This window comes from Flavobacterium sp. (genome assembly GCF_044361015.1).
Taxonomy (GTDB): domain Bacteria; phylum Bacteroidota; class Bacteroidia; order Flavobacteriales; family Flavobacteriaceae; genus Flavobacterium.
In genome coordinates this window covers 40310-64751 of sequence record NZ_JBIKJL010000001.1, presented here as the reverse complement: position 1 = coordinate 64751, position 24442 = coordinate 40310, and the positions used below count along the sequence as shown (strand labels likewise).

The 24442-nt window shown below is 31.7% G+C and carries 23 protein-coding genes, 1 tRNA gene and 1 pseudogene; 10 read left to right on the top strand and 15 right to left on the bottom strand.

Annotated elements, in window-relative coordinates:
• Positions 1–14: 14 nt before the first annotated feature.
• The 6 genes and pseudogenes from ACIQ2Z_RS00280 to rpiB form a co-directional block, all read right to left on the bottom strand.
• Positions 15–122: pseudogene (locus ACIQ2Z_RS00280) on the bottom strand (S1 RNA-binding domain-containing protein); the annotation flags it as partial.
• A 17-nt stretch (positions 123–139) separates the two neighbouring features.
• Positions 140–829 carry a retron system putative HNH endonuclease gene (locus ACIQ2Z_RS00275; protein ID WP_396182179.1) on the bottom strand — a complete coding sequence of 230 codons (690 nt, stop codon included), beginning with the start codon at positions 827–829 and terminating at the stop codon, positions 140–142.
• Entirely contained in the window at positions 826–2130 is a 1305-nt protein-coding gene (locus tag ACIQ2Z_RS00270) for an AAA family ATPase (protein ID WP_396182178.1), read from the bottom strand. Before ACIQ2Z_RS00270 ends, ACIQ2Z_RS00275 begins: the two co-directional genes overlap by 4 nt.
• Before the next feature lie 32 nt (positions 2131–2162).
• A complete protein-coding gene (locus ACIQ2Z_RS00265; protein WP_396182177.1) occupies positions 2163–4298 on the bottom strand; it encodes a Tex family protein in 2136 nt (711 codons plus the stop codon).
• 131 nt (positions 4299–4429) lie between these two features.
• Complete coding sequence (locus tag ACIQ2Z_RS00260; RefSeq protein WP_396182176.1) at positions 4430–5335, bottom strand: cation diffusion facilitator family transporter; 906 nt, start codon at positions 5333–5335, stop codon at positions 4430–4432.
• Positions 5336–5797: 462 nt separating this feature from the next.
• The gene (rpiB, locus tag ACIQ2Z_RS00255; RefSeq protein ID WP_396182175.1) at positions 5798–6229 is read right to left on the bottom strand and encodes a ribose 5-phosphate isomerase B; all 432 of its coding nucleotides are present in this window, start codon (positions 6227–6229) and stop codon (positions 5798–5800) included.
• 59 nt (positions 6230–6288) lie between these two features.
• Here rpiB and ACIQ2Z_RS00250 point away from each other — a divergent pair, with 59 nt between their 5' ends.
• Together ACIQ2Z_RS00250 and ACIQ2Z_RS00245 are read left to right on the top strand one after the other, a co-directional pair.
• The gene (locus ACIQ2Z_RS00250; RefSeq protein WP_396182174.1) at positions 6289–6807 is read left to right on the top strand and encodes a hypothetical protein; all 519 of its coding nucleotides are present in this window, start codon (positions 6289–6291) and stop codon (positions 6805–6807) included.
• A 66-nt stretch (positions 6808–6873) separates the two neighbouring features.
• Positions 6874–8025 (top strand): lycopene cyclase family protein, encoded by a 1152-nt coding sequence (locus ACIQ2Z_RS00245; protein WP_396182173.1) that lies wholly within the window; start codon positions 6874–6876, stop codon positions 8023–8025.
• Between the two features lie 738 nt (positions 8026–8763).
• On the opposite strand, the gene ACIQ2Z_RS00240 is transcribed toward ACIQ2Z_RS00245, so the two are convergent.
• Complete coding sequence (locus tag ACIQ2Z_RS00240; RefSeq protein ID WP_396182172.1) at positions 8764–9000, bottom strand: DUF2007 domain-containing protein; 237 nt, start codon at positions 8998–9000, stop codon at positions 8764–8766.
• Between the two features lie 109 nt (positions 9001–9109).
• Between ACIQ2Z_RS00240 and rnr the strand changes: the two genes are divergently transcribed.
• From rnr to ACIQ2Z_RS00215, 5 genes are all read left to right on the top strand, one after another.
• Entirely contained in the window at positions 9110–11287 is a 2178-nt protein-coding gene (gene rnr / locus ACIQ2Z_RS00235) for a ribonuclease R (protein WP_396182171.1), read from the top strand.
• 430 nt (positions 11288–11717) lie between these two features.
• Positions 11718–12140, top strand: coding sequence for a hypothetical protein (locus ACIQ2Z_RS00230; RefSeq protein ID WP_396182170.1), 423 nt, complete (start codon positions 11718–11720; stop codon positions 12138–12140).
• 69 nt (positions 12141–12209) lie between these two features.
• Positions 12210–12881 (top strand): head GIN domain-containing protein, encoded by a 672-nt coding sequence (locus ACIQ2Z_RS00225; protein WP_396182169.1) that lies wholly within the window; start codon positions 12210–12212, stop codon positions 12879–12881.
• Between the two features lie 72 nt (positions 12882–12953).
• A complete protein-coding gene (locus tag ACIQ2Z_RS00220) occupies positions 12954–13640 on the top strand; it encodes a LysE family translocator (protein WP_396182168.1) in 687 nt (228 codons plus the stop codon).
• A 55-nt stretch (positions 13641–13695) separates the two neighbouring features.
• On the top strand, positions 13696–14343 hold the full coding sequence (locus tag ACIQ2Z_RS00215; protein WP_396182167.1) for a hypothetical protein: 648 nt from the start codon (positions 13696–13698) through the stop codon (positions 14341–14343).
• Between the two features lie 498 nt (positions 14344–14841).
• On the opposite strand, the gene ACIQ2Z_RS00210 is transcribed toward ACIQ2Z_RS00215, so the two are convergent.
• From ACIQ2Z_RS00210 to ACIQ2Z_RS00200, 3 genes are all read right to left on the bottom strand, one after another.
• Positions 14842–14912 (bottom strand) — tRNA-Cys (locus ACIQ2Z_RS00210).
• 103 nt (positions 14913–15015) lie between these two features.
• Positions 15016–15375, bottom strand: coding sequence for a dihydroneopterin aldolase (folB, locus tag ACIQ2Z_RS00205; RefSeq protein ID WP_396182166.1), 360 nt, complete (start codon positions 15373–15375; stop codon positions 15016–15018).
• A gap of 12 nt (positions 15376–15387) precedes the next feature.
• On the bottom strand, positions 15388–15747 hold the full coding sequence (locus ACIQ2Z_RS00200) for a type IX secretion system membrane protein PorP/SprF (protein ID WP_396182165.1): 360 nt from the start codon (positions 15745–15747) through the stop codon (positions 15388–15390).
• Positions 15748–16377: 630 nt separating this feature from the next.
• Here ACIQ2Z_RS00200 and ACIQ2Z_RS00195 point away from each other — a divergent pair.
• Positions 16378–18060: a glutamine--tRNA ligase/YqeY domain fusion protein gene (locus tag ACIQ2Z_RS00195; RefSeq protein ID WP_396182164.1), complete on the top strand. Its 1683-nt coding sequence runs from the start codon at positions 16378–16380 to the stop codon at positions 18058–18060.
• A 563-nt stretch (positions 18061–18623) separates the two neighbouring features.
• Here the strand turns inward: ACIQ2Z_RS00195 and ACIQ2Z_RS00190 are convergent.
• Positions 18624–19061: an RDD family protein gene (locus tag ACIQ2Z_RS00190; protein ID WP_396182163.1), complete on the bottom strand. Its 438-nt coding sequence runs from the start codon at positions 19059–19061 to the stop codon at positions 18624–18626.
• Between the two features lie 5 nt (positions 19062–19066).
• Positions 19067–19480, bottom strand: a complete 414-nt coding sequence (locus tag ACIQ2Z_RS00185) for a hypothetical protein (protein WP_396182162.1) — start codon at positions 19478–19480, stop codon at positions 19067–19069.
• Between the two features lie 60 nt (positions 19481–19540).
• On the opposite strand from ACIQ2Z_RS00185, the gene ACIQ2Z_RS00180 reads away from it, so the two are divergent.
• Entirely contained in the window at positions 19541–19999 is a 459-nt protein-coding gene (locus ACIQ2Z_RS00180; RefSeq protein ID WP_396182312.1) for a helix-turn-helix domain-containing protein, read from the top strand.
• Between the two features lie 29 nt (positions 20000–20028).
• Here the strand turns inward: ACIQ2Z_RS00180 and ACIQ2Z_RS00175 are convergent, their stop codons facing one another.
• The gene (locus ACIQ2Z_RS00175; protein WP_396182161.1) at positions 20029–20997 is read right to left on the bottom strand and encodes an SPFH domain-containing protein; all 969 of its coding nucleotides are present in this window, start codon (positions 20995–20997) and stop codon (positions 20029–20031) included.
• A gap of 74 nt (positions 20998–21071) precedes the next feature.
• Here ACIQ2Z_RS00175 and ACIQ2Z_RS00170 point away from each other — a divergent pair, with 74 nt between their 5' ends.
• On the top strand, positions 21072–21728 hold the full coding sequence (locus ACIQ2Z_RS00170) for an outer membrane beta-barrel protein (protein WP_396182160.1): 657 nt from the start codon (positions 21072–21074) through the stop codon (positions 21726–21728).
• 33 nt (positions 21729–21761) lie between these two features.
• Here ACIQ2Z_RS00170 and gltX read toward each other — a convergent pair whose 3' ends face one another.
• Together gltX and ACIQ2Z_RS00160 are read right to left on the bottom strand one after the other, a co-directional pair.
• The gene (gene gltX, locus ACIQ2Z_RS00165) at positions 21762–23267 is read right to left on the bottom strand and encodes a glutamate--tRNA ligase (RefSeq protein ID WP_396182159.1); all 1506 of its coding nucleotides are present in this window, start codon (positions 23265–23267) and stop codon (positions 21762–21764) included.
• 70 nt (positions 23268–23337) lie between these two features.
• The gene (locus ACIQ2Z_RS00160) at positions 23338–24366 is read right to left on the bottom strand and encodes an alkane 1-monooxygenase (protein WP_396182158.1); all 1029 of its coding nucleotides are present in this window, start codon (positions 24364–24366) and stop codon (positions 23338–23340) included.
• Positions 24367–24442: the final 76 nt, after the last annotated feature.

Below are 24442 nucleotides of genomic sequence, written 5' to 3'. Positions count from 1 at the left end.
TATTTAATAAACTCTTACAACACCATCGTCAACTGAATACGTTTCCTCACTTCATCCACTTCAACCACTTTTACTTGCACATGTTGATGCAATTTCACCACTTCATTATTTTCATGAAAAAATTTAAAATAGTGTAGTATTAAATATTACTTCTAATTTTTTGAATCAAAGCTGAAATAAAAGCAAAGTATTGATCCTTTTCAGAAAACATTTTTTCAAAATCATTAAATTTTTGTTTGTCAAAATTTTCCCCAATTAAATCCTTCAAAAAAAATAGAATTTTTTTTAATTCAATAGTTCTATTTTCAACCAAATCCTCTCTTTTTAAACCCAATATCTTGATAGTAGTTTCTGCTCTTTGATTAACCGGGAAAAGTAGAAAAGTTTGAGTTAAATCATCATATTCAAATTTAAAAAAATCTTGAGGATTCTCATCAACTGGATGAATAAAAGGTCCATCTTCATTTTCCAAAGGAAATTTATCTCCTTTATTGGCTTTTCCATTACAAATAGAACATGATAATAAAAAATTATTCCATTCAAAACATAGTTCAGGATACTTAGATTTAGGCTTGAAGTGTTCAATCTGACCGTAATCAACATGTGTGATACGACTTTCGCAAAAAGCACATTTTTTATTAAACATCTTCTTTAAAGCCGATTTTACGTCTTTATGATTATAGCGTTTTTCAGCTGTGCCTATTGCTCTTTTGTTTGCTAATGTATTTGATTGATTATAAACTTCTTTTGCTAATAAATACTGTTCAGTCCAATTTAAAGAATTCTGAACTAAAACATTTGGCTTTGCTGTTCTAGTTACTTTTATCATTTTAAATATTTTTCTGCAAACTTCTTTAGTTTAATATCTAATTCTGTTTCCTCCTTTTTTTGTCCATAAACTTCCTGAACCAAAGGAGATAGTGATTCTAATTTTTCTAAATCAGATTTAGCTAGGTTTTTCTTGCCTTTTAATTTGATATAATCATCAACAGCCTTTTGAGTTTCTTTAGATCTTGGGCTTTCTACTTCAAATAAATCAGAAGTTAAAATTTGGTCAATTCTCCAACCTTTAACACTCTCCGGATTATTATCAATAACAACTTTATCTCCTTCTTTTCTACAAACTACAATGTTTGCATTTCTATCCTGAGCTGCTTGAACAATTAATGGACTGTGAGCAGTAACAATAAACTGTGCTTTTGGAAAATGATGAGATAATTTATTAATAACTGTTCGTTGCCATTTAGGGTGTAAATGCAAATCTATTTCATCAATCAAAATAATTACAGGTTGTTCTAATGGGTTGTCTTTTTCTGGATATTCTTCCATCATTTTTGATGCTATATCTACTAATAAAGCTGTTATGGTTTGATAACCAAAGCTTAAATCTCTTAGATTAATCCAATCTTTAGTATTAATTTTAACTTCTAATGAAGATTTATCATTTAAATTTTTGACTTCTTTTATTCTTAAATCAAAAACATCAGGAAGAAAATCGATTAAAATATTTTTAATAATTTCTAATTGATTTACTAATTGATTTTTAATTTCAATATCGGAGGTTTGAACAGCTAAATACTTTTGCAAATACCATTCTTCTACGTTTATTAATTCAACACTTTCATCAAATAGAGATGAAAGTTTATCTTGATTAAAGGAGTTACTTGAAAAACTTGGGTTTTTACTCATCCGTCTAGAAGCACCATAAGAAAAAAGTAATAAGTTATTCAAATCTGCGTCAAAAGTCAATTCTTTTACATTAGATCCGTCCTTATCAGAGTTAATTGATATAAAATAATCTTTTTTATTTGTATCATTATTTAATCTGTAACGAACAAAACTCTTACTATTATAAATTCCATTAGGATTAGTTATAATAGTTAAAGGTTGCTTTTGGCTATAAAATTTTTGATTGTTCTTAAACTCATTGAATATAAATGAATTTGCAATCACTTTCAATAATGTTGTTTTACCTGATCCATTATCTCCAAGTATAATTGTCCAAGGTGAATACTTCCCCTTACTATCAGACAAATCTAACTTTTGAGCCTCCTTGAAACAACCTACGCTTCCCAAATCTAACGAAATGAAATACAGTTGACTTTCTCTATTTAAATTTTTAATTTCCATTATTATAACTCTATTTAACAAAAATACGAAAATTATATTACCATCGTCAACTGAATCCTTTTCCTCACTTCATCCACCTCAACTACTTTTACTTGCACATGTTGATGCAACTTCACGACTTCATTCACATCCGAAACAAATCCGGCTTTCAATTGTGAAATATGAACCAAGCCGCTTTCTTTTAATCCAATATCTACAAAACAACCAAAAGCAGTAATGTTGTTGACAATTCCAGGCAAAATCATGCCCGTTCTTAAATCGGACATTTTTTTGACATTTGGGTCAAATTCAAAAACCTTTGCTGATTTTCTTGGGTCTAATCCGGGTTTTTCGAGTTCTTTTAAAATGTCTTTGATTCCTAAAATTCCGATGGTTTCATTGGTGTAATTTTCAGATTTTATCAAAGCAATTTTCTCTTTATTTCCAATTAAATCAGTTAACGAAATTTTCAACTCTTTCGCCATTTTTTCAACAATAGCATAGGCTTCCGGATGAACAGCTGAATTGTCTAATGGATTTTTTCCGTTTTGTATGCGAATAAATGCGGCTGCTTGTTGATAGGCTTTTTCGCCTAAACGGGGGACTTTTTTCAATTGCTTTCGATCTTCGAATGGACCGTTTTCTTGCCGGTAAGCAACAATATTTTCAGCCATTTTTTCACCAATGCCCGAAACATAACTCAATAAGGATTTACTAGCGGTATTTAAATTTACTCCCACAGAATTTACACATCGAACCACCACTGAGTCCAACTCTTCTTTCAACTTCGTTTGATCTACATCGTGCTGGTATTGTCCGACACCGATGGATTTTGCATCAATTTTTACCAACTCCGACAACGGATCGGAAAGTCGTCTTCCGATGGAAACCGAGCCCCGAACCGTCACATCATAATTTGGAAATTCATCTCGAGCAATTTTTGATGCGGAATAAACGGATGCACCGGCTTCTGAAACTACAAATACTTGAACTGGTTTGTCGAAGGCAATTTTTTTAAGGAAAATTTCTGTTTCACGACTGGCTGTTCCGTTTCCAATAGATATCGCTTCAATATTGTATGCATTAACCATCGAACGGATTTTTTTCATTGCCATCGCATGTTCATTTTGTGGTGGATGCGGATAAATCGTTTCATTGTATAACAAATCTCCTTTCTCATCCAAACAAACCACTTTGCAACCCGAACGATAACCTGGATCAATAGCCAAAATTCGCTTTTCTCCCAAAGGAGGAGCAAGCAATAACTGACTTAAATTTTGAGCAAAAACATCAATCGCTTTCGCGTCGGCTTTCATTTTAAATTCTTGTAGTGTTTCATTGGAAATAGCAGGTTCTAACAATCGCTTGTAACTGTCTTTGATGGCTAGTTTTAGTTGATGTGCCGTTTCTTTATTGTTTTTAATAGTATTATTTTCAATGAATTCCAGAGCTTCTGCTCCCGAACCTTCGGGATCAATTTCGACATTCATTTTTACAAAACCTTCGGCTTCTGCACGAAGCATCGCCAGCAGCCGGTGCGAAGGTGCTTTAGAAAGTGGTTCCGCCCAATCAAAATATTGATTGAATTTTTGAGCATTTTCATCATCTTTTTTGCTTTTCACCACTTTCGTTGAAACAATGGCTTTTCGTTGAAACAAACGACGCAGATTTTTACGCATAAAACTATTTTCATTGATCCATTCGGCAATGATGTCGCGAGCTCCTTGCAAGGCTTCGTCTTCATTGGCTACTTTGTCATTCAAATACTTAGAAGCAATAAACTCGATATCATCACTATTTTGAGCCATGATGATTTTAGCCAACGGCTCTAATCCTTTTTCGCGAGCGGTATCGGCTTTGGTTTTTTTCTTCTTTTTATAGGGTAAATAATAATCTTCTATTTCCTGTAAGTCGAAACTGATTTCAATTTTTGCTTTTAATTCCGTTGTCAATTGTCCTTGCTCGTCAATCGATTTTAAAATCGATTCTTTTCGTTTGACAATCTCTTCAAATTGTTTATTGAGTTTAAATATTTGTTCAATTTGCACTTCATCTAAATTGCCGGTTTGGTCTTTGCGATAACGGGAAATAAAGGGAATGGTGCAGTCTTCGGAAAGCAAATTTATGGTGTTTTCAATTCCTTTAACGGGTACATTGAGTTGGTTTTGTATAAACTGTATGTTGGTCATTACGATATAAATTCTAAGTGATTTTTTTGTTGAAATTTTATCATGTAAATGCAAAAAAAATGAAAAATCCATCAATTAACTGACTGAATTTAGCTAATCTGAGTCATTAGACTGACTAAATTAACATAAAATCAATCCTGTACAATAAAATCTTTTGGATCCACTTTTTGAAATTCCGGTTGAATATTCACGTGGTTGATATTGAATTTTTCATAAAGTACTTCTTCAATTTCATGTAATAAATCGTTGAATTCACTCATTTTAATGTCAGCAGCACAATCTAAATGAGCTTCCAAATGCAATTCTTCTTCATTCAAATGCCAAACATGAATGTGGTGTAACTTCCCTACTCCTTTAATTTGATGAACTTCGCGAACAATGTCTTTAATGTCAATGTATTCAGGCGTAAACAGCATTAGCATTTTGGTAGATTTTAAAAACAAATCAATACCTACCACAATTAAGTAAATAGCAATGAGCATCGTTAATACACTATCTACCCAATAAATTTGGTAATACTTCATCAATATTCCTCCGGTTAAAACAGCAACAGATGCCATCATATCTGTAAACAAATGCAAATAAGCCGATTTCATATTTAAATTGTGAGCGGCATCTTTACGAAGTAATAAAACAGAAAAACCATTAACTGCAATTCCTAAAAGAGCCAACCAAATTACTAAGTTAGAATCTATAGGCTCTGGCTTCATGATTTTGATCATGGCATGGTAGATCAATATAAACGCAACGACAATCAAAGTGGATGCATTTATAAACGCAGCAATCAATTCGGCTCTTTTGAATCCGAAGGTCTGATTAACGGATGCTTTACGACGAGATAATTTGTGAGCTACTAAACTAAATATAAGTGATAATACATCCGAAAAATTGTGCAACGCATCTGATATCAATGCCAAACTTCCCGATACAATTCCACCAATCACCTGAGCAATTGTAATAAGGGTGTTGAGTAAAATGGAATAAATTAAATTATTTCCTTTTACGTTGTGTTTGTGAATTCTAGGGTTGGTGGACATTTGGTTTTATTTTTTTTTAACCATTAAGGAAATGAGGTTCAATAAGGAAAAAATTTTATTTGAAAAATTAATGCTTAAAAAAATATTCTAATAAAATAATCAGTAAGTAAATTAAAAATATTCCAAAAAGAGGAATATAAAATTTAAAATCTCTTTTTTCTTTCCTTATAAAACTTGCTATTAAAAATACAATTACTCCAATAAAAAAAATAATGTTTAAAATATTTATAATCAAATAATTAAATGATTTTCCTCCACTATAATTATCCACATATAAATTAGTGTAGTAAACTGTTGTAAAAAACAGAATAACATTTATAATAAAAAAATAAACAAAAAATCTAAAGGCCCAATTTTTATAAATTATACCATTCATTAGTTTTAAAGTAATAATATTTTAAACCCCTAAGAAAAATTAAGAACATAATTTAATGAACCTTAATTCCTTAATGGTTTAAATCGTTATGAACAACTTATTTTATTCACTCGATTCTGATGCCTTCCTCCCTCAAATTCTGTTTTCAAAAAAGTATCCACCATTTCCACTGCTTGCGGAATGGAAGTAAATCGTGCCGGAATACTGATAATATTAGCATCATTATGTAATTTTGCTAAACCTGCTAGTTCTTTGGTCCAACATAAAGCAGCTCTGATACCTTGGTGTTTGTTAACCGTCATGGCAATGCCGTTTCCACTGCCGCATATTACAATTCCCAAATCTGCCTTTCCTGTTTCCACATCCGTTGCAACGGGATGTCCAAAATCAGGGTAATCGACACTGTCTTCCATATCTGTTCCGTGATTAAATACTTGGTGACCATTTTTCTCTAAAAATGCTACAATTGCTTTTTTGTAATCCGGACCTGCATGGTCGTTTCCAATGGATATTTTCATACTATCGTTAAGTTGTTATTTTTATCTTTACAAAAATAATCAAATTCAATGAGCTCGGTATGAAATTTAACGGACAGATTTGCTCCTTTGATGACAAAGCTTTGTATTGGGAATTACATATCCCAATCCCGGAGTCCGTTTTTCAACAATTACATACTGAAGCTAAAGACAAACGTTTTATTTGCACGTTAAAAAACGAGTATTCTTTTCATTGTGCGATGCTTCCAAAAGTGACTTTTCATTACATTTTATTGAATAGAGAAGTCTGTAAAAAACTGAATTTACTTTTAAACGACGAAATTGAAGTAGTATTAGTGAAAGACGAAAGTAAATACGGAATGCCCCTTTCCGAGGAAATGCAAGAAGTTTTTTTCAGCGACCCCGAAGGAAGTGAACTCTTTCATCAACTCACACCCGGAAAACAACGAACGCTAATTCATGTGGTAAACAAATACAAAAGTTCACACCTACGGATTGAAAAAACGTTTGTTATTTTGGATCATTTGAAAAACAGAAAAGGCGTTTTGGATTTTAAGGGATTGAATGAGGATTTTAAGAATTTTAAGAATAGATTTTAAAGATGCAGCTGATTCCTGTTTTATAAGTAAATTAATAATCAACGAATCAGCGGCAAAAAAACAGCAATGAAAAAATACAACTACATCATCCTCGGTTCCGGTTTATCAGGTTTGCTCACCGCTTATAGGATGGCGAATGATTCTTGGTTTGATGACAAATCAATTCTTCTCATTGATAAAGAAATCAAAAATCAAAACGACCGAACTTGGTGTTTTTGGGAAAAACCCTATGGTGAATTCGACTCCATCCTATCCAAAACTTGGGAAAAAGCATTCGTAGGAAATAAAGATTTTCAACAATCGTTTGATATGCATCCGTATTTGTACAAAATGATTCGAAGTAGTGATTTTTACAAACTGGCATTCGACACTATTTCATCAAAATCTAATTTTACTTTTGAAAAAGATAAAATTTTAAGTTGGAAAACAATTGAAAATTCAGTTGAAGTTCTAGGAAAAAATCAAACGTACTCTTGTAATTTACTATTGAACAGTTTTTTCGATGTTAATACAATTCTCAATCAAACCAAGTATCCGTATTTAAAACAACATTTCATCGGCTGGTTTATCAAAACAAAAGAAGAAATTTTTGATGATTCAGAAGTGAAATTCATGGATTTTACGATTGTACAAAACGGAAATACCCGCTTTATGTATGTTCTGCCAACTTCAAAAAAAGAAGCCTTGTTTGAATATACGCTGTTTTCTGAAGATTTATTGGAAAAAAAAGAATACGAAAAAGCCATAGAACAGTATCTTCTAAATCGGGGAATCACCGATTATGAAATTGTAGAAAAAGAAGCCGGAAATATACCAATGACGTGTTTTGCTTTTCACAAACAAAATTCTGAACGTATTTTATTTATCGGAACAGCTGGTGGTTGGACAAAAGCTAGTACAGGTTTTACTTTTTTCAACAGTACAAAACAATCTGAAAAATTGGTTGATTTTCTAAAAACTAGTCAAAACTTAACCAAATTCCATCAAAAAAACCGCTATTGGTTCTATGACTTAATTTTGTTGGAAGTTTTACACCAAAATAACGAATTAGGTGCTCAACTTTTTGGAACACTTTTTGAAAAAAATTCAGTGCAAGAAATCTTCACATTTTTAAATGAAGAAGGCACTCTATTTTCTGATTTAAAAGTAATGATGTCCTTGCCGAAATGGCTATTTATTAAAGCAACTTTTCGGGCAGTATGGAAATTAAAAGGATAAAAAGAGCCGCTGATTCGCTGATTTTTAAATTTTACAATATAAAATCAGCGAATCAGCGGCAAAAAAAAAAATTACTAAATAACTGATAATCTTATCTTTATCATAAAATAAACATTAAATAGTTCTTTTGTTAACAGTATTTCATAATTGCTTGATACTGAGGTAACATTAAATTAACATACTGTGTTGATAAATTAAGATAGAATTTTAGAACTTTTTTGAGGAAGTAAAGAAAATTTTTCTAATGAAAAAAAGGAATGAAAAAATCAAGATTAGTTATGATTTTTTACTTTAAAATTATCAACTTTTTAAACTCAGTTTTCAACATATTTTAACAATAAAGTTATGAATAAAATGAAGTAAGAATTGCATGTTAACAACGGTTAATAAAAACAAAAAAAATCTTCATTTTAAGGATTTTAACCTTTTTAAAGCCTGTTAATAAGTCTGTATAACTTACAACAACTTTTAATGTAAAGTATAATGTATAAAGTTATTGTACAAATGAACACGCTATAATAAGTATCATAAATTTTAAATTAATTTAATTTTTATTTTTATTGTATTTAATAAATGTTGAAAACTATGTGAGTTTTAGATGGAAGAAGTTTCAAGTTTAAGGTTTCAAGTCTTGAAGGATTTATTTTTTCTATTTCTTAAATCTGTGTTCTTTCAAATTTAGAATTTAGAAATTAGAAAGGATATTTCTATGTTTTCCTTGCTTTCTGTGAGAAACATCTATTCCACAACCCGCAAATGACTATCTAAATTATCAATAATCTCTTTTACAAAAGCAGCATCTTCCGCATGTACTTTCAATTTAATACCGCCATATGCAATACTGGCAAACGGATCTATGGAAACAATGGTTTCATTTTCAAAAAAGTATTGAATTCCTTCGTTTTCTAAAATAGATTTTAAAACAGCAATTTCTGTGGGTAAATTAAAAATTGCAACGGTTATAAATTCTTTCATCTTTAAAATTTTAATAAAGATACAAAAGTTATATTTTCAATAAATCTCTAATTCAAATTCTATTTTCTCCTATCTTATTCGTAATTTTCAACTTTATTAGAAAAGAATTATGAGTAAGAAACCAAAAAAATTAGCAAACAAGAATAAAGATTTTACAACACAGATATTTAAAATTCTGTCTAAAGAGACCAGTAAGTCATTCAATTATAAACAAATAGCAGCAATTTTAGAACTTAGTGATACTAAAAGCAGAAATGAAATTATTAGAGATTTAAAAATATTAAAATCTCAAGATAAGATTCATGAAGTTGAAGTTGGTAAATATCAAATGGTTTCAAAATCTGAATATTACGAAGGAACTATTGATATGACTTCCCGTAAAACCGGTTATTTTGTTTGCGATGAATTGGACGAGGATGTATTTGTGCCTTTTATTAATTTAAATCATGCATTGGATAATGATAAAGTAAAGGCGTATATCTACAATCGTAGAAGTTCTCGCAGACCTGAAGCAGAAGTTTTAGAGATTTTAGAACGTGCCAAAACGGAGTTTGTGGGTGTGATTGATGTACAAAAGAATTTTGCTTTTGTTACAACAGCCAATGCAAAAATGTATACCGATATTTTTATTCCTAAAAATAAAATGGGAGACGCTGAACACGGAGATGTAGTGTTAGTGAAAATGGAAGATTGGCCAACAAAAGCGGATAGTCCGTTTGGATCAGTGATTAAAGTTTTAGGAAAACCAGGTGAACACAATACAGAAATACACGCTATTTTGGCAGAATATGGTTTACCTTATGATTTTCCTATTGAAGTAGAAGCGTATGCAAATAAAATTGATACGTCTATTACCGAAGAAGAAATTGCTAAACGTCGCGATATGCGAAAAACATTAACGTTTACAATTGACCCACGAGATGCAAAAGATTTTGATGATGCTTTATCATTTGAAAAATTAGACAATGGAAATTTTGAAATAGGCATTCACATTGCCGATGTATCTCATTATTTGCAAGAAGGAACTATTTTAGATGACGAAGCCTATAAACGAGCTACATCGGTTTATTTAGTCGATCGTGTTGTTCCTATGCTTCCTGAGGTTTTAAGTAACGACGCGTGTTCGCTGAATCCGCACGAGGATAAATTTACCTTTTCTGCAATTTTTGAAATAACTCCTAAAACAGAAGTGGTCAATCAATGGTTTGGAAGAACAGTGATTTATTCCGATCAACGTTTTTCCTATGAAGAAGCTCAACACATTATTGAAACTAAAAATGCCATTATTCCGGCTGAAATTTCCTTAACCGGAAAAGAGTATCATACGCCACAACCTGTTGTTGAAGCAACATTGAAATTAGATGAATTAGCTAAAATTCTTCGTCAAAAACGAATGGCAAATGGTGCGATTTCTTTTGATAAAGTAGAAGTAAAATTCAATTTGAATGAAGAAGCAGAACCGGTGGGTGTTTTCTTTAAAGTTTCAAAAGATGCCAATCATTTGATTGAAGAATTCATGTTATTAGCCAACAGAAAAGTGGCTGAATTTATAGGTAAGCAAAAGAAAACATTTGTGTATCGCATTCATGATGAACCCAATGAAGATAAATTAATCAATTTACAAACGGTTATTTCGAAGTTTGGATACAGTATTAATTTCAAATCAAAACAAGATATTTCCAAGTCATTAAATACGTTATTGAATGATGTGAATGGTAAAAAAGAACAAAATTTAGTAGATACATTGACTATACGAAGTATGAGTAAAGCGGTTTATTCTACTGAAAATATTGGTCATTACGGATTGGCTTTTGATTACTATTCGCATTTTACCTCGCCTATTCGTCGGTATCCGGATGTGATGGTGCATCGTTTGTTGCAGTTTTATTTAGATGGAGGAAAATCAGCCGATGCGGATATTTTTGAAGAAAAATGTGGTCATTCCTCTGAAATGGAGAATTTGGCAGCACAAGCGGAACGCGACAGTATCAAATACATGCAGGTAAAATACATGCAAGACCATAAAGATCAAGAGTTTATAGGGGTTATTTCAGGTGTAACCGAATGGGGAATTTACGTAGAAATCATCGAAAACAAATGTGAAGGAATGGTGCGTATTCGAGAAATAAAAGAAGATTATTATGTATTTGATGAAAAACAATATGCCTTAGTAGGTGAAGTTTCTAAGAGTATTTTACAATTAGGTGACGAAGTTTACGTTAAAGTTAAAAATGCCGACTTAGTGAAGAAGCAATTGGATTTTCATTTTATTAGAAGGAATGAATAAGTGGTCAGTTGGCAGTTTTTAGTTGGCAGTTTTCCTGCTAGATTTATAGAAGCTTGTAGGTATTAAAATATCTTTTAATGTTGAATGAAAAAAATTAAATTCCCAACAGTTTTAACAACAGCTTCCATTTTATGGTTTATATTTTTAATAATTCTTTACTTTTTAATAAATGATTCTAGTAATTACAAATTTCTAGCTTTTATTGGACTATCTATTATAGGAATTATTGGTTTATTAATTGATTTATTTTTAAGAAAGTATATAAAAAACAGGAAGATTGTAAATATTATTGGTCTTATTTTAGTTGTTCTTTTAGTGTTATGGTTTGTTATTAGTATGATTAATAGATAAATTTTTAAAAAATTAGTAATGGCTTATTAATTATCCTGTAAGGTTTTTTAATTTGTAGCTTTTTAATTCAACTTTATTTATGAAGTATTTCTTTTTAATTTCATTTTTAATATCAATAAATATTCAGTCAAAAGCGGATACAATTAATACTTGGCATGTTTATTATAACAATAAGAAACTTAAAGAATATAATCAATACAATAACAAAGAAAAATTAGTTCTAAAAAGAAGTGATTTCAAAGTTGGTGATACTATTTCTATAAAATATTACACTGATACAAAATGTCACGATTGTATTGGTTCTTTTACGGTAGAATGTGAAGAAAAATATATTGTAGGTTCAGATATTATAGAAAATGAATATTTAGTTAAGTTTTCTGTTGAAGAAATAATACATTACTTAAATATAAATAATTGTAAAAATGTTGTTTTCTATTTATACCCAAATGGATTTAGAGGAGCAAGAGTAAAAGAACTTCTTTTTGAAGTTGAATTGATCTAGTAAATAAACAACTATATATTTTATTTTGATGTTTTATTTAAATTCATCAATTATCAAAATCATCTCATCATGAAAAAAATCATCTTACTTTTTATTTTAACTACTTCTTCCCTTTTTGCTCAAACCGTAACCAAAAAACCGGGAGATTTTACATCGGTAAAAGTTTTTGATCAGATATCTGTTCAATTAATTCCAGGTACGGAAAGTAAAGTGGAAATCAAAGGATCCAGAGCTTCGGAAGTAGAAGTAATCAATAAAAACGGCGAATTAAAAATAAAAATGCCGCTGCAAAAATTACTACAAGGCGAAGAAATTGAAGCAACTGTTTACTACCAAAAACTCGAAACTGTAGAAGCCAGCGAAGGTTCGTATATAATTGCTGAAACACCAATTAAGACCGTTAATTTTAGTTTGAATGCCAAGGAAGGAGCGGAAATACGAATCGCTTTGGAAGTGCAAAAGACAACTTTAAAAATCAATTCCGGTGGTAAAATAAAAGTTACCGGAACTACTGATAATCTAGATGCTGTTTTAACATCCGGAGCTGAACTTGATGCAGAAAAGTTTATCAGTAAACAAACTACCGTCAACTTAAAAGCTGGTGGAAGTGCTACCATTTTTGCAACCGATTTTGTCGATGCAAAAGTCAGTGCCGGTGGTGATATCTTTATTCACGGCAGTCCAAAACAAATTAATCAGAAAGTCGTAATTGGCGGAACTATTACAGAAGTGAAGCGATAGTTTATCAATTTATAAAATTTAAGTTATATTTGTTTTACTCGACGTCCGGTCAAAACAACTATAAAGACTTTTATGATTGATGATATTTTAGCGGCTGTTCCTTTGGGTTTCTTTCTGTCATTTATGATTGGACCCGTTTTTTTTGTTTTATTGGAAACCAGTATTACCAAAGGTTTTCGGGCCGCTGTGACTTTTGATTTAGGTGTTTTACTGGGAGATGTTGTTTTTATTACCATCGCCTATTTTAGTAGTTATCGCTTAATTACCAGTATAAAAGACCAACCCGCTTTATTTGTTTTTGGTGGAATTTTGATGCTGACGTACGGTGTTATTTCTTTTTTTAAACTTCGTAAAACATCCAAATTACCGGTAGACGAAGTGGCTGTAGAAATTATCCGTAAAGATTATTTCGGACTTTTTGCCAAAGGGTTTTTATTGAATTTTATCAATATTGGCGTACTCGCATTTTGGTTGGCTATCATTATCACTATTGGTCCAAAACTGGACATGGAACAAAACCGAATGATTGTTTTTTTTGCATCTGTTTTGCTTAGTTACTTCGTAACCGACCTTTTTAAAATCGTCTTAGCCAAAAAACTACGTGCCTATTTGAACCCCCACAACATTATCAAAATCAAAAAGTTAATCAGTATTGTATTAATGGTTTCCGGTTTGCTTTTAATGATTCAAGGTTGGCTTCCTAAAAACAAGGAGCTGATTAATACGTTGGATGGTATTGAGAAACAGGAGTATAAGTAGATTTAAGTTTGAAATATTTATATTTTTTATACGTTTGATTATTAAATAAGTTCAAATGAAATTTACATTCTTTACTCTTTTATTTACTACATATTTTTTTGGTTTTGCTCAAGACACTTTGGTTGCTAAAAAAAGCAATTTAGGACTAATTGCTGCTACGGAAATGAATGTAGTATACCGTGGCGTTAGAAATCCAATTGAAATTGCCGTACCCCATGCAAAATCATATACCATTTCTGGATTAGGTGTAAAAAAAGAAAATGGAAAATATTATATTGTTCCTGGAGCTGGAAATGAAATGGTTGTTACGTTGGAAATTATTTTAGATGATGATTCAAAAGTAGTTGAAGAGCATGTTTTTAGGATATTAAATATAGGAAAAGTTCAAGGAAGAATAAATGAAAGAAATTGCAAAGACTGTATTGTTATCATGCAAATATCAGAATTACAAAATGCTGAAATTTCTGTTTATTTTGAAGATTTTATAATTGAACAGAAGATGAAAGTATCGAGTTTTAGTATTAAATTTGATAATACTATGAATTTAGAGATAGCTGGAAACAAAATTGACGAAGGAACATTCAATCAGCTTAAAAAATTAAAAAACAACTTTGAGTTTAAAATTCATAATATAAACTATACTGAAGGCTTATTCGGCAGTTTTCAAAGTGCTGGAGAGATTCACGTTAGAATATCACATTAATTTTTTACAAAAAAAGAGCTACTTTTAAGTAACTCTTTCAGAGGCATCTTCCGAAGATTCGGAACTGATTCGAACCGGGGTAGACGGTTTTGCATTATCTTTAATTAATTTTTTTTAAAAATTTACAACAAAAAAAAGCTACCAAATTGGTAATTCTTTCAGAGGCATCGCCCGGATTCGAACCGGGGTAGACGGTTTTGCACTATCTTTAATTAATTTTTTCTAAAAATTTACAACAAAAAAAGAGCTACTTTTCAGTAACTCTTTCAGAGGCATCGACCTCCCGATAGCTATCAGGAGAACCGAGGTAGACTGTTTTGCATCGTCTTTAATTAATTTTTTCTAAAAATTTAGCATAAAAAAACCTCCAAGTTTCCTTGAAGGTTTCAGAGGCATCGCCCGGATTCGAACCGGGGTAGACGGTTTTGCACTATCTTTAATTAATTTTTTCTAAAAATTTAGCATAAAAAAACCTCCAAGTTTCCTTGAAGGTTTCAGAGGCATCGCCCGGATTCGAACCGGGGTAGACGGTTTTGCAGACCGGTGCCTAGCCGCTCGGCCACAACGCCTAATGTATGGACGGCAAATGTAAATAAAAAGTTTAAAGTTAAAAAGTTTAAAGTCAAAAAACTTTTATAAAAAGTAACCTGAAACTTGAAAACTAAAACAAAATCAACTTCTATATTCCTCCATTTGAATGGTAACTGCTTCCACATCACCACCAATGGGTGGATTGAGTTTTGATACCTCAATCATAACCCGAGCTATAGAAGGAATCTCTTTAAAAATTCTCGAAATAATTCGATGAGCTACATGTTCCAATAATTTCGAACGAATGGCCATTTCTTCCAATACAATTCGGTTTAATAAAACATAATCTACCGTGTCATGTAAATTATCAGAGATAGCTGATTTTCGCATATCGGTTTTTACTTCTAAATCAATTGAATAATCAGAGCCAATTTTGCTTTCCTCAAGCAAACAACCATGAAAAGAAAAGGTGCGAATGTTTTGTAACCGAATAGTGCCCATAATTTTATGTTTTTAATAGGTAAAAGGACAATTGCTGATTCCTTGGAATACATCTAATCCAATTGTAATCATGTGTGTTCCTGAATTATAATTAATCAATTTGTTCAACGTAACCTGATAGGAATAAGCAAAATAAAAATTGCTTCTTTTTAAACCTAACTTCGGACCTATATTTAAAGGTTCTAACAATTGGTCATTCAAAAAACGATAAGATATCCCTGCCCAATAATAATAATAATAATCAAAGTTATAAAAACGTAGCTTCAAAGTCAAGTTGGTAGAGTATCTTTTATAACTTTCTAAATAGTGAAACAATATAGAAGGCGCCAGATTAAAATTACTGTTGGAAGAATTTTTCCATTTATAATCCATAAAAACACTTGATAATTAAGAAGTTGAACAGGTTGAATAGCACCAAAAACACTTAGATTTTTATTTGATAAAACCGCAACCTATAACTTGCGCACAACTGTTTTCATCTTTTACAACCTCCATTTAGATTCCGGTTGCATCAATTTGGAAAATATTATTGTTTCCATAGTTTACTCCGTTTAGATAGTAGGTGTAATTTCCGCTACCTCCGAATTTTGATGTTGTCAACTGATTTTAATACGTTTAAGCAAAAGCCAAAGCAATCAGAATATATTTTGAAATGTAAATCTATTTATTTTCGAACAAGTATCCTCATTAAGAACTGTTGCTGAATGATTTCCAGTTGATGAATTAGTAAATGCATTTTTGGTATAGAGTAAACTAGCATTGCCGGAATAGGATCGGTATTTTTTAACTAATTCCATGGGTCATGATTACCGCAACCTCAATTGTGTTTGAAGATGGTGTTTAACTCTAACCCTATTTACACAAAATACCTTTGGGAGAGAGTGAAAAAATTTTCGGCAATGTTTAATTTTATTACAACAACATTAGAAATTACTCGAGTTCAACAAATCATTTTCCGCAGAAAGCTATTTTTTTCATATTTTTGTCGCTCATTTATTGGTTATGTCAGAAGAAAAGTCACTCAATTTCATTGAACAAATAATCGAAGAAGATTTAAAAAATGGTTTTCCGAAAGGAAAGCTTCGTTTTCGCTTTCCACCGGAACCAAATGGCTACCTTCATGTGGGTCATGCCAGTGCTATTTGTTTAAATTTCGGATTAGGAATTGAATATCAATCGCCCGTGAATTTGCGTTTTGATGATACCAATCCCGCCAAAGAAGAACAGGAATTTGTTGATGCCATCAAACGTGATGTGCAATGGCTTGGATTTCAGTGGGATGAAGAACGTTTTGCGTCCGATTATTTTCAGGAATTATACCATTGGGCTGTCGAGTTTATTAAAAAAGACAAAGCCTATATCGACAGCCAATCTTCTGAAGAAATGGCAAAACAAAAAGGTACACCGACGCAAGTAGGAACAAATAGTCCATTTAGAAATCGTTCGGTTGAAGAGAATCTTGACCTTTTTGAACGTATGAAAAACGGAGAATTTCCGGGAGGAACACATGTTTTACGGGCTAAAATCGATATGGCTTCTACAAATATGTTGATGCGTGATCCGATTATGTATCGAATTTTGCATAAACATCACCATAGAACAGGAGACACATGGTGTATTTATCCAATGTATGATTGGGCTCATGGAGAAAGTGATTATATAGAAGGTATTTCACATTCACTTTGTACATTAGAATTTTTGCCACACAGAGAATTATATGATTGGTTTTTAGATCAAATATATGACTCATCAAAAGTCCGTCCGAAACAAAGAGAATTTGCCAGAAGAAATCTTTCGCATACGGTAGTAAGTAAACGAAAATTGTTGCAATTGGTTCAAGAAGTTCACGTTACAGCATGGGATGATCCACGCATGAGTACGATTTCCGGTATGAGGAGAAGAGGTTATACCCCTGCTTCCATTCGGAATTTTGCCAAAACGATTGGTATTGCCAAACGAACCAATTTAATTGATGTTTCGCTTTTAGAATTCTGTGTTCGCGAAGATTTGAATAAAACTGCTCCTCGTGTGATGGCGGTTTTAAATCCGGTTAAGCTAGTAATTACCAATTATCCGGATAGCCAAGAAGAATGGTTGGAAGCCGAAAATAATCCGGAAGAAGAGATTTTGACGTATAGAAAAGTGCCTTTTTCAAAAGAATTATACATCGAAAGAGAAGATTTTCAAGAAGAAGCCAATAAGAAATTTTTCCGATTAACGTTGGGAACAGAAGTGCGTTTAAAAAATGCCTACATCATCAAAGGTGAAAATGTTATCAAAGATGCTGAGGGAAATATCACCGAAATTCATGCTTCGTATGATGTTGATTCTAAGTCGGGTAGTGGTACAGAAGCCAGTCAACGCAAAGTAAAAGGAACCATTCATTGGGTTTCTGTTCCACATGCAATAGAAGCAGAAGTTCGCATTTATGACCGATTATTTACGCACGAAAATCCGGATGGTGACAAAGAAGTTGATTTTAAAGAATACATCAACCCTAATTCATTAGAAGTAATAACCGGATATGTTGAACCAAGTTTAAAATCTGCTCAACCGGAGTATAAATTTCAGTTTCAACGATTGGGTTATTTTTGTGTGGATAAAGATTCTTCTGCAGAAAAATTGGTTTTTAATAAAACCGTTGGTTTGAGAGATACTTGGGCAAAAGTGGAAGCGAAGGAGTAAAAATTTTTTCAGCGAGTGTGTCATTTCGACGATAGGAGAAATCACATATCGTAAATTAAAAATCGTTTATCAACTTTATGTGATTTGCATTGTCTGTTCGCTATCGCTCGAGTCTCCTATCGTCGAAATGACACAGCGATAGAACTTTATAAATAAAAACTATAAAAGCCACAAATTACTGTGACTTTTTCTATTATTACTATTTTCTATTGATTTTTAATTTCTATTATCAAAAACAATCAAAAATGGCTTTTTTAGAGCTTTTTTTAGGAAGAAAAAACAAAAGGCAATGTTAATTGAAGCCTTATTCAATGAAAGTGAATTTAAACGTTTCTAATTCGTTTTTAATGATTTTCTAACCGCTTTTCCATCCTTAAGAAAACAAAAACGAAAATTTCTGCGTTTTCCGTGTTTTCTGTGAGAAAATCTATTTCATCCAATAAATCCGTGTGCCATTAAAAACAAAAAAAGAGACCCTAAGGTCTCTTAAAGATTAATAATTTATATTTTTTAAAATCCATCTTTATAACTAATTAAGGTATTTTGTAAACTTTAAGAAAAAACTAAATCAATTTAATTTTTTCTTTTATAATAGTGATACCTTTAGAATATTTGTCTTGAAGAATTAAATCATTATTTATAAGATAAAGTATTATAGTTATAGGAAATATTAAAACAGAAATGAATTTTAGTAAAGTTCGTTTAATTCGATTACTTAAACTTAGAAATTTAAAGTCATTTTTATTTACCACTATTATATTTAATACTTTCTTACCAATTGTAGTTCCATTAAAGAAAAAATCAAAAACAAGAAAATAAGCTAGAAATGTAAAATGTGTAATTTCTAATGAATAGTTGATTTCCAAATCACCTAAAAAATCACTCCCTAATGAAATTCTTTTTTCAAGTTTTGTTAAAGAAAAAAATAAGCTAATGAATATTGAATATATAATATAATCAACTACTAAAGCCCCAATTCTTAACATTAATACTTTACCCATAAAATTTATTTAGTAACATCGATTTCTAAAAAAACTAATCCCTCGTTATTTACCATGTATTTTCCTTTCTTGATACTCATGGTTGAACCATCTTCAAGCTTAGAACTAGAACTCGTTTCTACAATAACATAAGTTACACCAGTTAAATCCTTTCCAGGATATAGTTCTTTTAAAGGTATACCGTCATACCTCATAGTTATAGGTGCTGCACTAGTCCACATTTCAAATGTTCGTTTATTTACAAAACTACAGCCATGAACACCACCACCGGAATAAGGACCACCACAACAAACATAAACAGTTGTGCCAACTGTAAAAAATCCTCCTAAACCTATAGAAAAATCTCTACAGGCGACTTGAGCTGTTGATGAATAAGAAAACACGACTAACAAAACTAATGATAAAAATAATTTTTTCATAGGTAAATAATTTAAAAATTAATAAATGCTTATATAATTTAGTAAATTAAAAAAAAATAAATTAAAAAAATATTCAAAATAAGATATAATTATTACTTTTACATTAAAAAATATTCGATTATTGAAAATTATATTGACACAGATATTGAAGAAAAAGTTTTAAACAAAATTAAAAAGCATAGAATAGAAAAAGGATATACGCATGAGTATATGGCTTTTAATCTCAAAATGAGTCAAGCTTCATATGCGAAGCTTGAAGCCAATAAAACTAAACTTTCGTTAGAGAGACTAGACAAAATCTCAAAAATATTAGAAACCACAATTGAAGATTTATTAGAGGTAAAAACTGAAAAATATTTTAAACAAAATTTGTATGATAATTCTATTATTTATCAAGAGATTCAAAATTTAAATCAGGAAAGTAGAGAATTATTAAACGCATATATGAATCAAGTAAAAGAGGAAAATAATCATCTTAAAGGAGAAATAGAATTCTTAAGAAAACTGAATCATAAATAAAAAAAAGAGACCCTAAGGTCTCTCTCGTTTTATTCATCATCTTCTTCTGTCGAACCGAACTCATCTCTCGGTGGACTCTTTTTATTCGCTTTTTTGATAGCTCCTTTTTTCATCGCTTCACCAACTTGGTTACTAGCGGTAAAACTGGCTACCATATTATTTAGCATATCACTTCCGGCTTGTGGTGAGTTTGGTAATAAGATTAGGTTCGAATTTGTATCGGCACCAATTGCTTGCAATGTATCATAATGTTGTGTAACAACAATTAACGCAGAAGCTTCTTGCGAATTAATCCCAACACGATTCAGCACATCCACACTTTCCACCAAACCTCTGGCAATTTCTCTTCTTTGATCAGCAATACCTTGACCTTGTAATCTTTTGCTTTCAGCTTCCGCTTTTGCTTTCGCTACAATTCTGATTCTTCCTGCTTCCGCTTCATATTCTGCAGCAGTTTTTTCACGGTCGGCAGCGTTGATTCTATTCATCGCGTTTTTTACTTGAATGTCCGGATCAATATCGGTAATCAACGTGTTGATGATGTCATACCCATAAGTTGTCATCGCTTCGTTCAACTCACGTTTTACAGCAACGGCAATATCATCTTTACGTTCAAAAACATCATCCAATTTTAATTTTGGAACTTCGGCACGCACCACGTCAAATACATACGATGTAATCTGGTCATGCGGATATTCTAATTTATAAAACGCTTCATATACTTTCTCTTGAATAACTTTAAACTGAACTGACACTTTCATTTTTACGAACACGTTGTCTTTCGTTTTGGTTTCGATGATCACATCCAATTGTTGAATTCTCAAATTTAATCGACCGGCAACTCTATCTATCACAGGGATTTTAAGTTGTAAACCGGATTGTCTGGTGCTACTGAATTTTCCAAAACGCTCAATCACCGCAGCCGATTGTTGTTTAACGGTGAAAAATGAAGCCAAAAGCAATAATACTGCAATAGCAATAAAAATGTAAGTAAACATAGAAAAATATTTTTTAGGTTATATGTAATGATACGAAATTTCTCGTACGTTTGTTACAACTTTATAAATAAATCATGAAAAGATACTTTTTAGCACTTGTTTTTCTTGTTTTTACAAGCACAATTTCGGCTCAATATGGCAAAGGTGATTATAACCATATCGGAATTAGTTTAGGAATAAATCAAACCGATTTGTACACCGATAATTTTACTATAAAACCCGGTACGAGTTGGACAGGAGGATTGTCTATGCGTGGAAATTTCTACAACAATTTTTCAATGATTTACGGAATGAATTTCTCCGAAAATAAATTTGCTATTGAAACATTTTCCGGTATTTCTCAAAAAGATGTAGATTTAAAAATGATGGCCGTTCAAATTCATTTATTGTTGTGTTACAAAATTGGTGGAGGTCCGGTTTCGTTAGATTTTGGTCCGGTATTGCAAGTGAACAGTAAGTTAAAGTTCAACGATTCTGACGAAAATAATTTTATAGTGGGCAATGAATTGCTTCGGGTTAAAGACATTGAAGACATTACGCCCATTAATTTTAATGTTTACGCCGGAATTTCCGGTGGTGTTGAAAATATTCGTTTGAGTTTGAGTTATCAATACGGAGTGACTAATATTTTGAATAATCTGAATAAGCAGGAAGAAGTTGTTCTTTTAGCCGATGGAAAACTGAAAGGGAATTTGGGCGTAATTGCCGGAAACATTATCTTTTATTTCTAACAAAAAGCTCAGAAATTTTCTAAGCTTTTTGTTTTATAATATAATAATAGCTTTCTCTATTCTTTTAACCGTTTCTTCCTTCCCAATCATTTCAATTATATCAAACAAATGAGGCCCTTTTAAAGCTCCCACCAAGCTTAATCGTAGCGGTTGCATCACTTTGCCCATTCCAATTTTATTCCCTGTCATCCAGTCTTTTAAAATTGTTTCTATGTTGGCAGAATTAAAATCCTCAATCGATTTTAAAAAGACAGTCACATTTTGCATCAAATGAGGCGTTTCTTCTTTCCAATTCTTGGATGCTTTTTCATCATACGATAACGGAGCCACAAAAAAATAATCAGCTAATTCCCAGAAATCGGACACAAAATTTGCTCGTTCTTTAATCAAAGAAACGATTTTAATGAGTTTATTATTTTCAATAGAAATTCCTTTTTCGTTTAAAATAGAAGAAAAGATTTTTGCCAATTCTTCATCACTTTGCTTTTGTAAATACTGATGATTAAACCATTTGTTTTTCTCCGGGTCAAATTTGGCTCCGGCTTTGTGCACGCGATTCAAATCGAATTTTTCTACTAATTCATTTAATGAAAATAGTTCTTGGTCAGTTCCGTCATTCCAACCCAATAAAGCTAAAAAGTTAATAACCGCTTCTGGAAAATAACCCGTTTCACGATAACCGGATGAAATACCTTCTTCCGTTTTCCATTCCAACGGAAAAACCGGAAAGCCCATTTTATCGCCATCTCGTTTGGATAATTTTCCGTTTCCAATCGGTTTTAAAATCAATGGCAAGTGAGCAAATTCAGGAGCTTCCCATCCAAAAGCGTTGTATAACAAATGATGAAGTGGGAGAGAAGGCAACCATTCTTCACCGCGAATTACGTGTGAGGTTTCCATTAAATGATCATCTACAATGTTGGCCAAATGATAAGTTGGCATTCCATCACTTTTAAATAAAACTTTGTCATCCAATAAGTTAGTGTCAAATTTTATATCTCCACGAATGATGTCTTTCAATTCTAAAACTTCATTCACTGGTGTTTTAAAACGAATGACAAAATCTTCGCCGGCAGCAATTCTTTTGTTCGTTTCTTCGTCAGAAATGACCAATGAAGTATCTAATTTTTCACGGTTATGCCAATTGTAAATAAATGTTTTTCCTTGTTCTTCGTGTTGTTTTCTATGTAAATCCAAAGCTGCAGCCGTATCAAAAGCATAATATGCCCAACCCGAATTAATCAATAGATCGGCATATTGTTTGTATAGCGTTTTTCGCTCACTCTGACGATATGGACCGAATTTTTCGTTTTTTCCTACCGTTTCAGAAGGTGAAATTCCTAGCCATTCCAACGCCTCAAAAATATATTGCTCCGCACCGGGAACAAAGCGATTTTGGTCGGTATCTTCAATTCGTAAATAGAAAACACCGTTGTTTTTTTTTGCAAATAAATAATTGAATAAAGCGGTTCTTACTCCACCAATATGCAATGGGCCGGTAGGACTGGGTGCAAAACGAACGCGAACAGGTCTTGACATTTTGATTTAATTTTTTGCAAAGATAAGATTTAGTTTGCTTTTTCAGTTGAATCAAATGTGAGTAAACTATTTATTTCATTTCTTCCGGAATTCTCTTGTTCATTATCGAATACCAAAGCGGAGGAATAAAGGATAAAACCATAGAAGTTGGATATCCAAACGGTAATTGTGGACTTTCATCATGAAATTCCAAAATTTGATATTCTTTTGTTGATTTGTAATGATGGTCACTGTGTCTTGTCAATTCATATAAAAGAATTCTTCCTAATGTATGATTGGAATTCCAGGAGTGTTTTTCAGTAACTCTCTCATATCTCCCGGAAGGCATTTTTTTTCTTTTTAATCCGTAATGTTCAATATAATTGATCGTTTCTAGGAGTAAAAACCCAACAATACCTGCAATAAAAGCCAATACAGTAACTTTATAGTTGAAGTAGAAATAGACACTTAATAGATATACAACTTGAACAATAGTGAACCATAGCATATCATTTTTTAAAGAAAAGAAATGAGTTTTATTAATTTTATTCAATTTTTTTTGAATTTTCCATGCTTTGACATAGGTTCCTGAAACAGATTGCAACCAAAATGAATATAAATTTTGATTATATTTTGCCGTAGAAGGATCCTCCGTAGTAGCAACATCTAGATGATGACCATGATTATGCTCTACAAAAAAATGCGTATAGTGACTAGGAACAAGCAGTATTTTGCCCAAAATCCGTTCAAATAATTTTTTTCTATGGCCAAGCTCATGGGCAACATTAATACCGTTAGAGCCTAGGATTATTCCTAAACTTAAAACGATCCCCACTAATTCATAGGGTGCCAAAGTTTTTTTTTCTATGATTTGAAAGGTAAAAAATAGACAACCATAAACAATTAGTATATTGATATAGAGTAACCAATCATAGAGTTTGTCTTTTAGTCTTTTTTCTTTTTCTTCTTCTAAATAATTGGAAATATCTAATGGAAGGACATATTCTAACAAAGGAATGAAAACAAAGATAAAAACCACTAAAAGATATGACCATATCCCTTGAAGATAGATGCCTGTTATTCCAATAATAGGAATGCTATATGCCCACAAGTATTTCATAATGCAATTGTAATTAAGGTACTAAATTACCAATTTCTTTAAAAAACATTTAACTTTTAGCTAAAAAATAAAATTG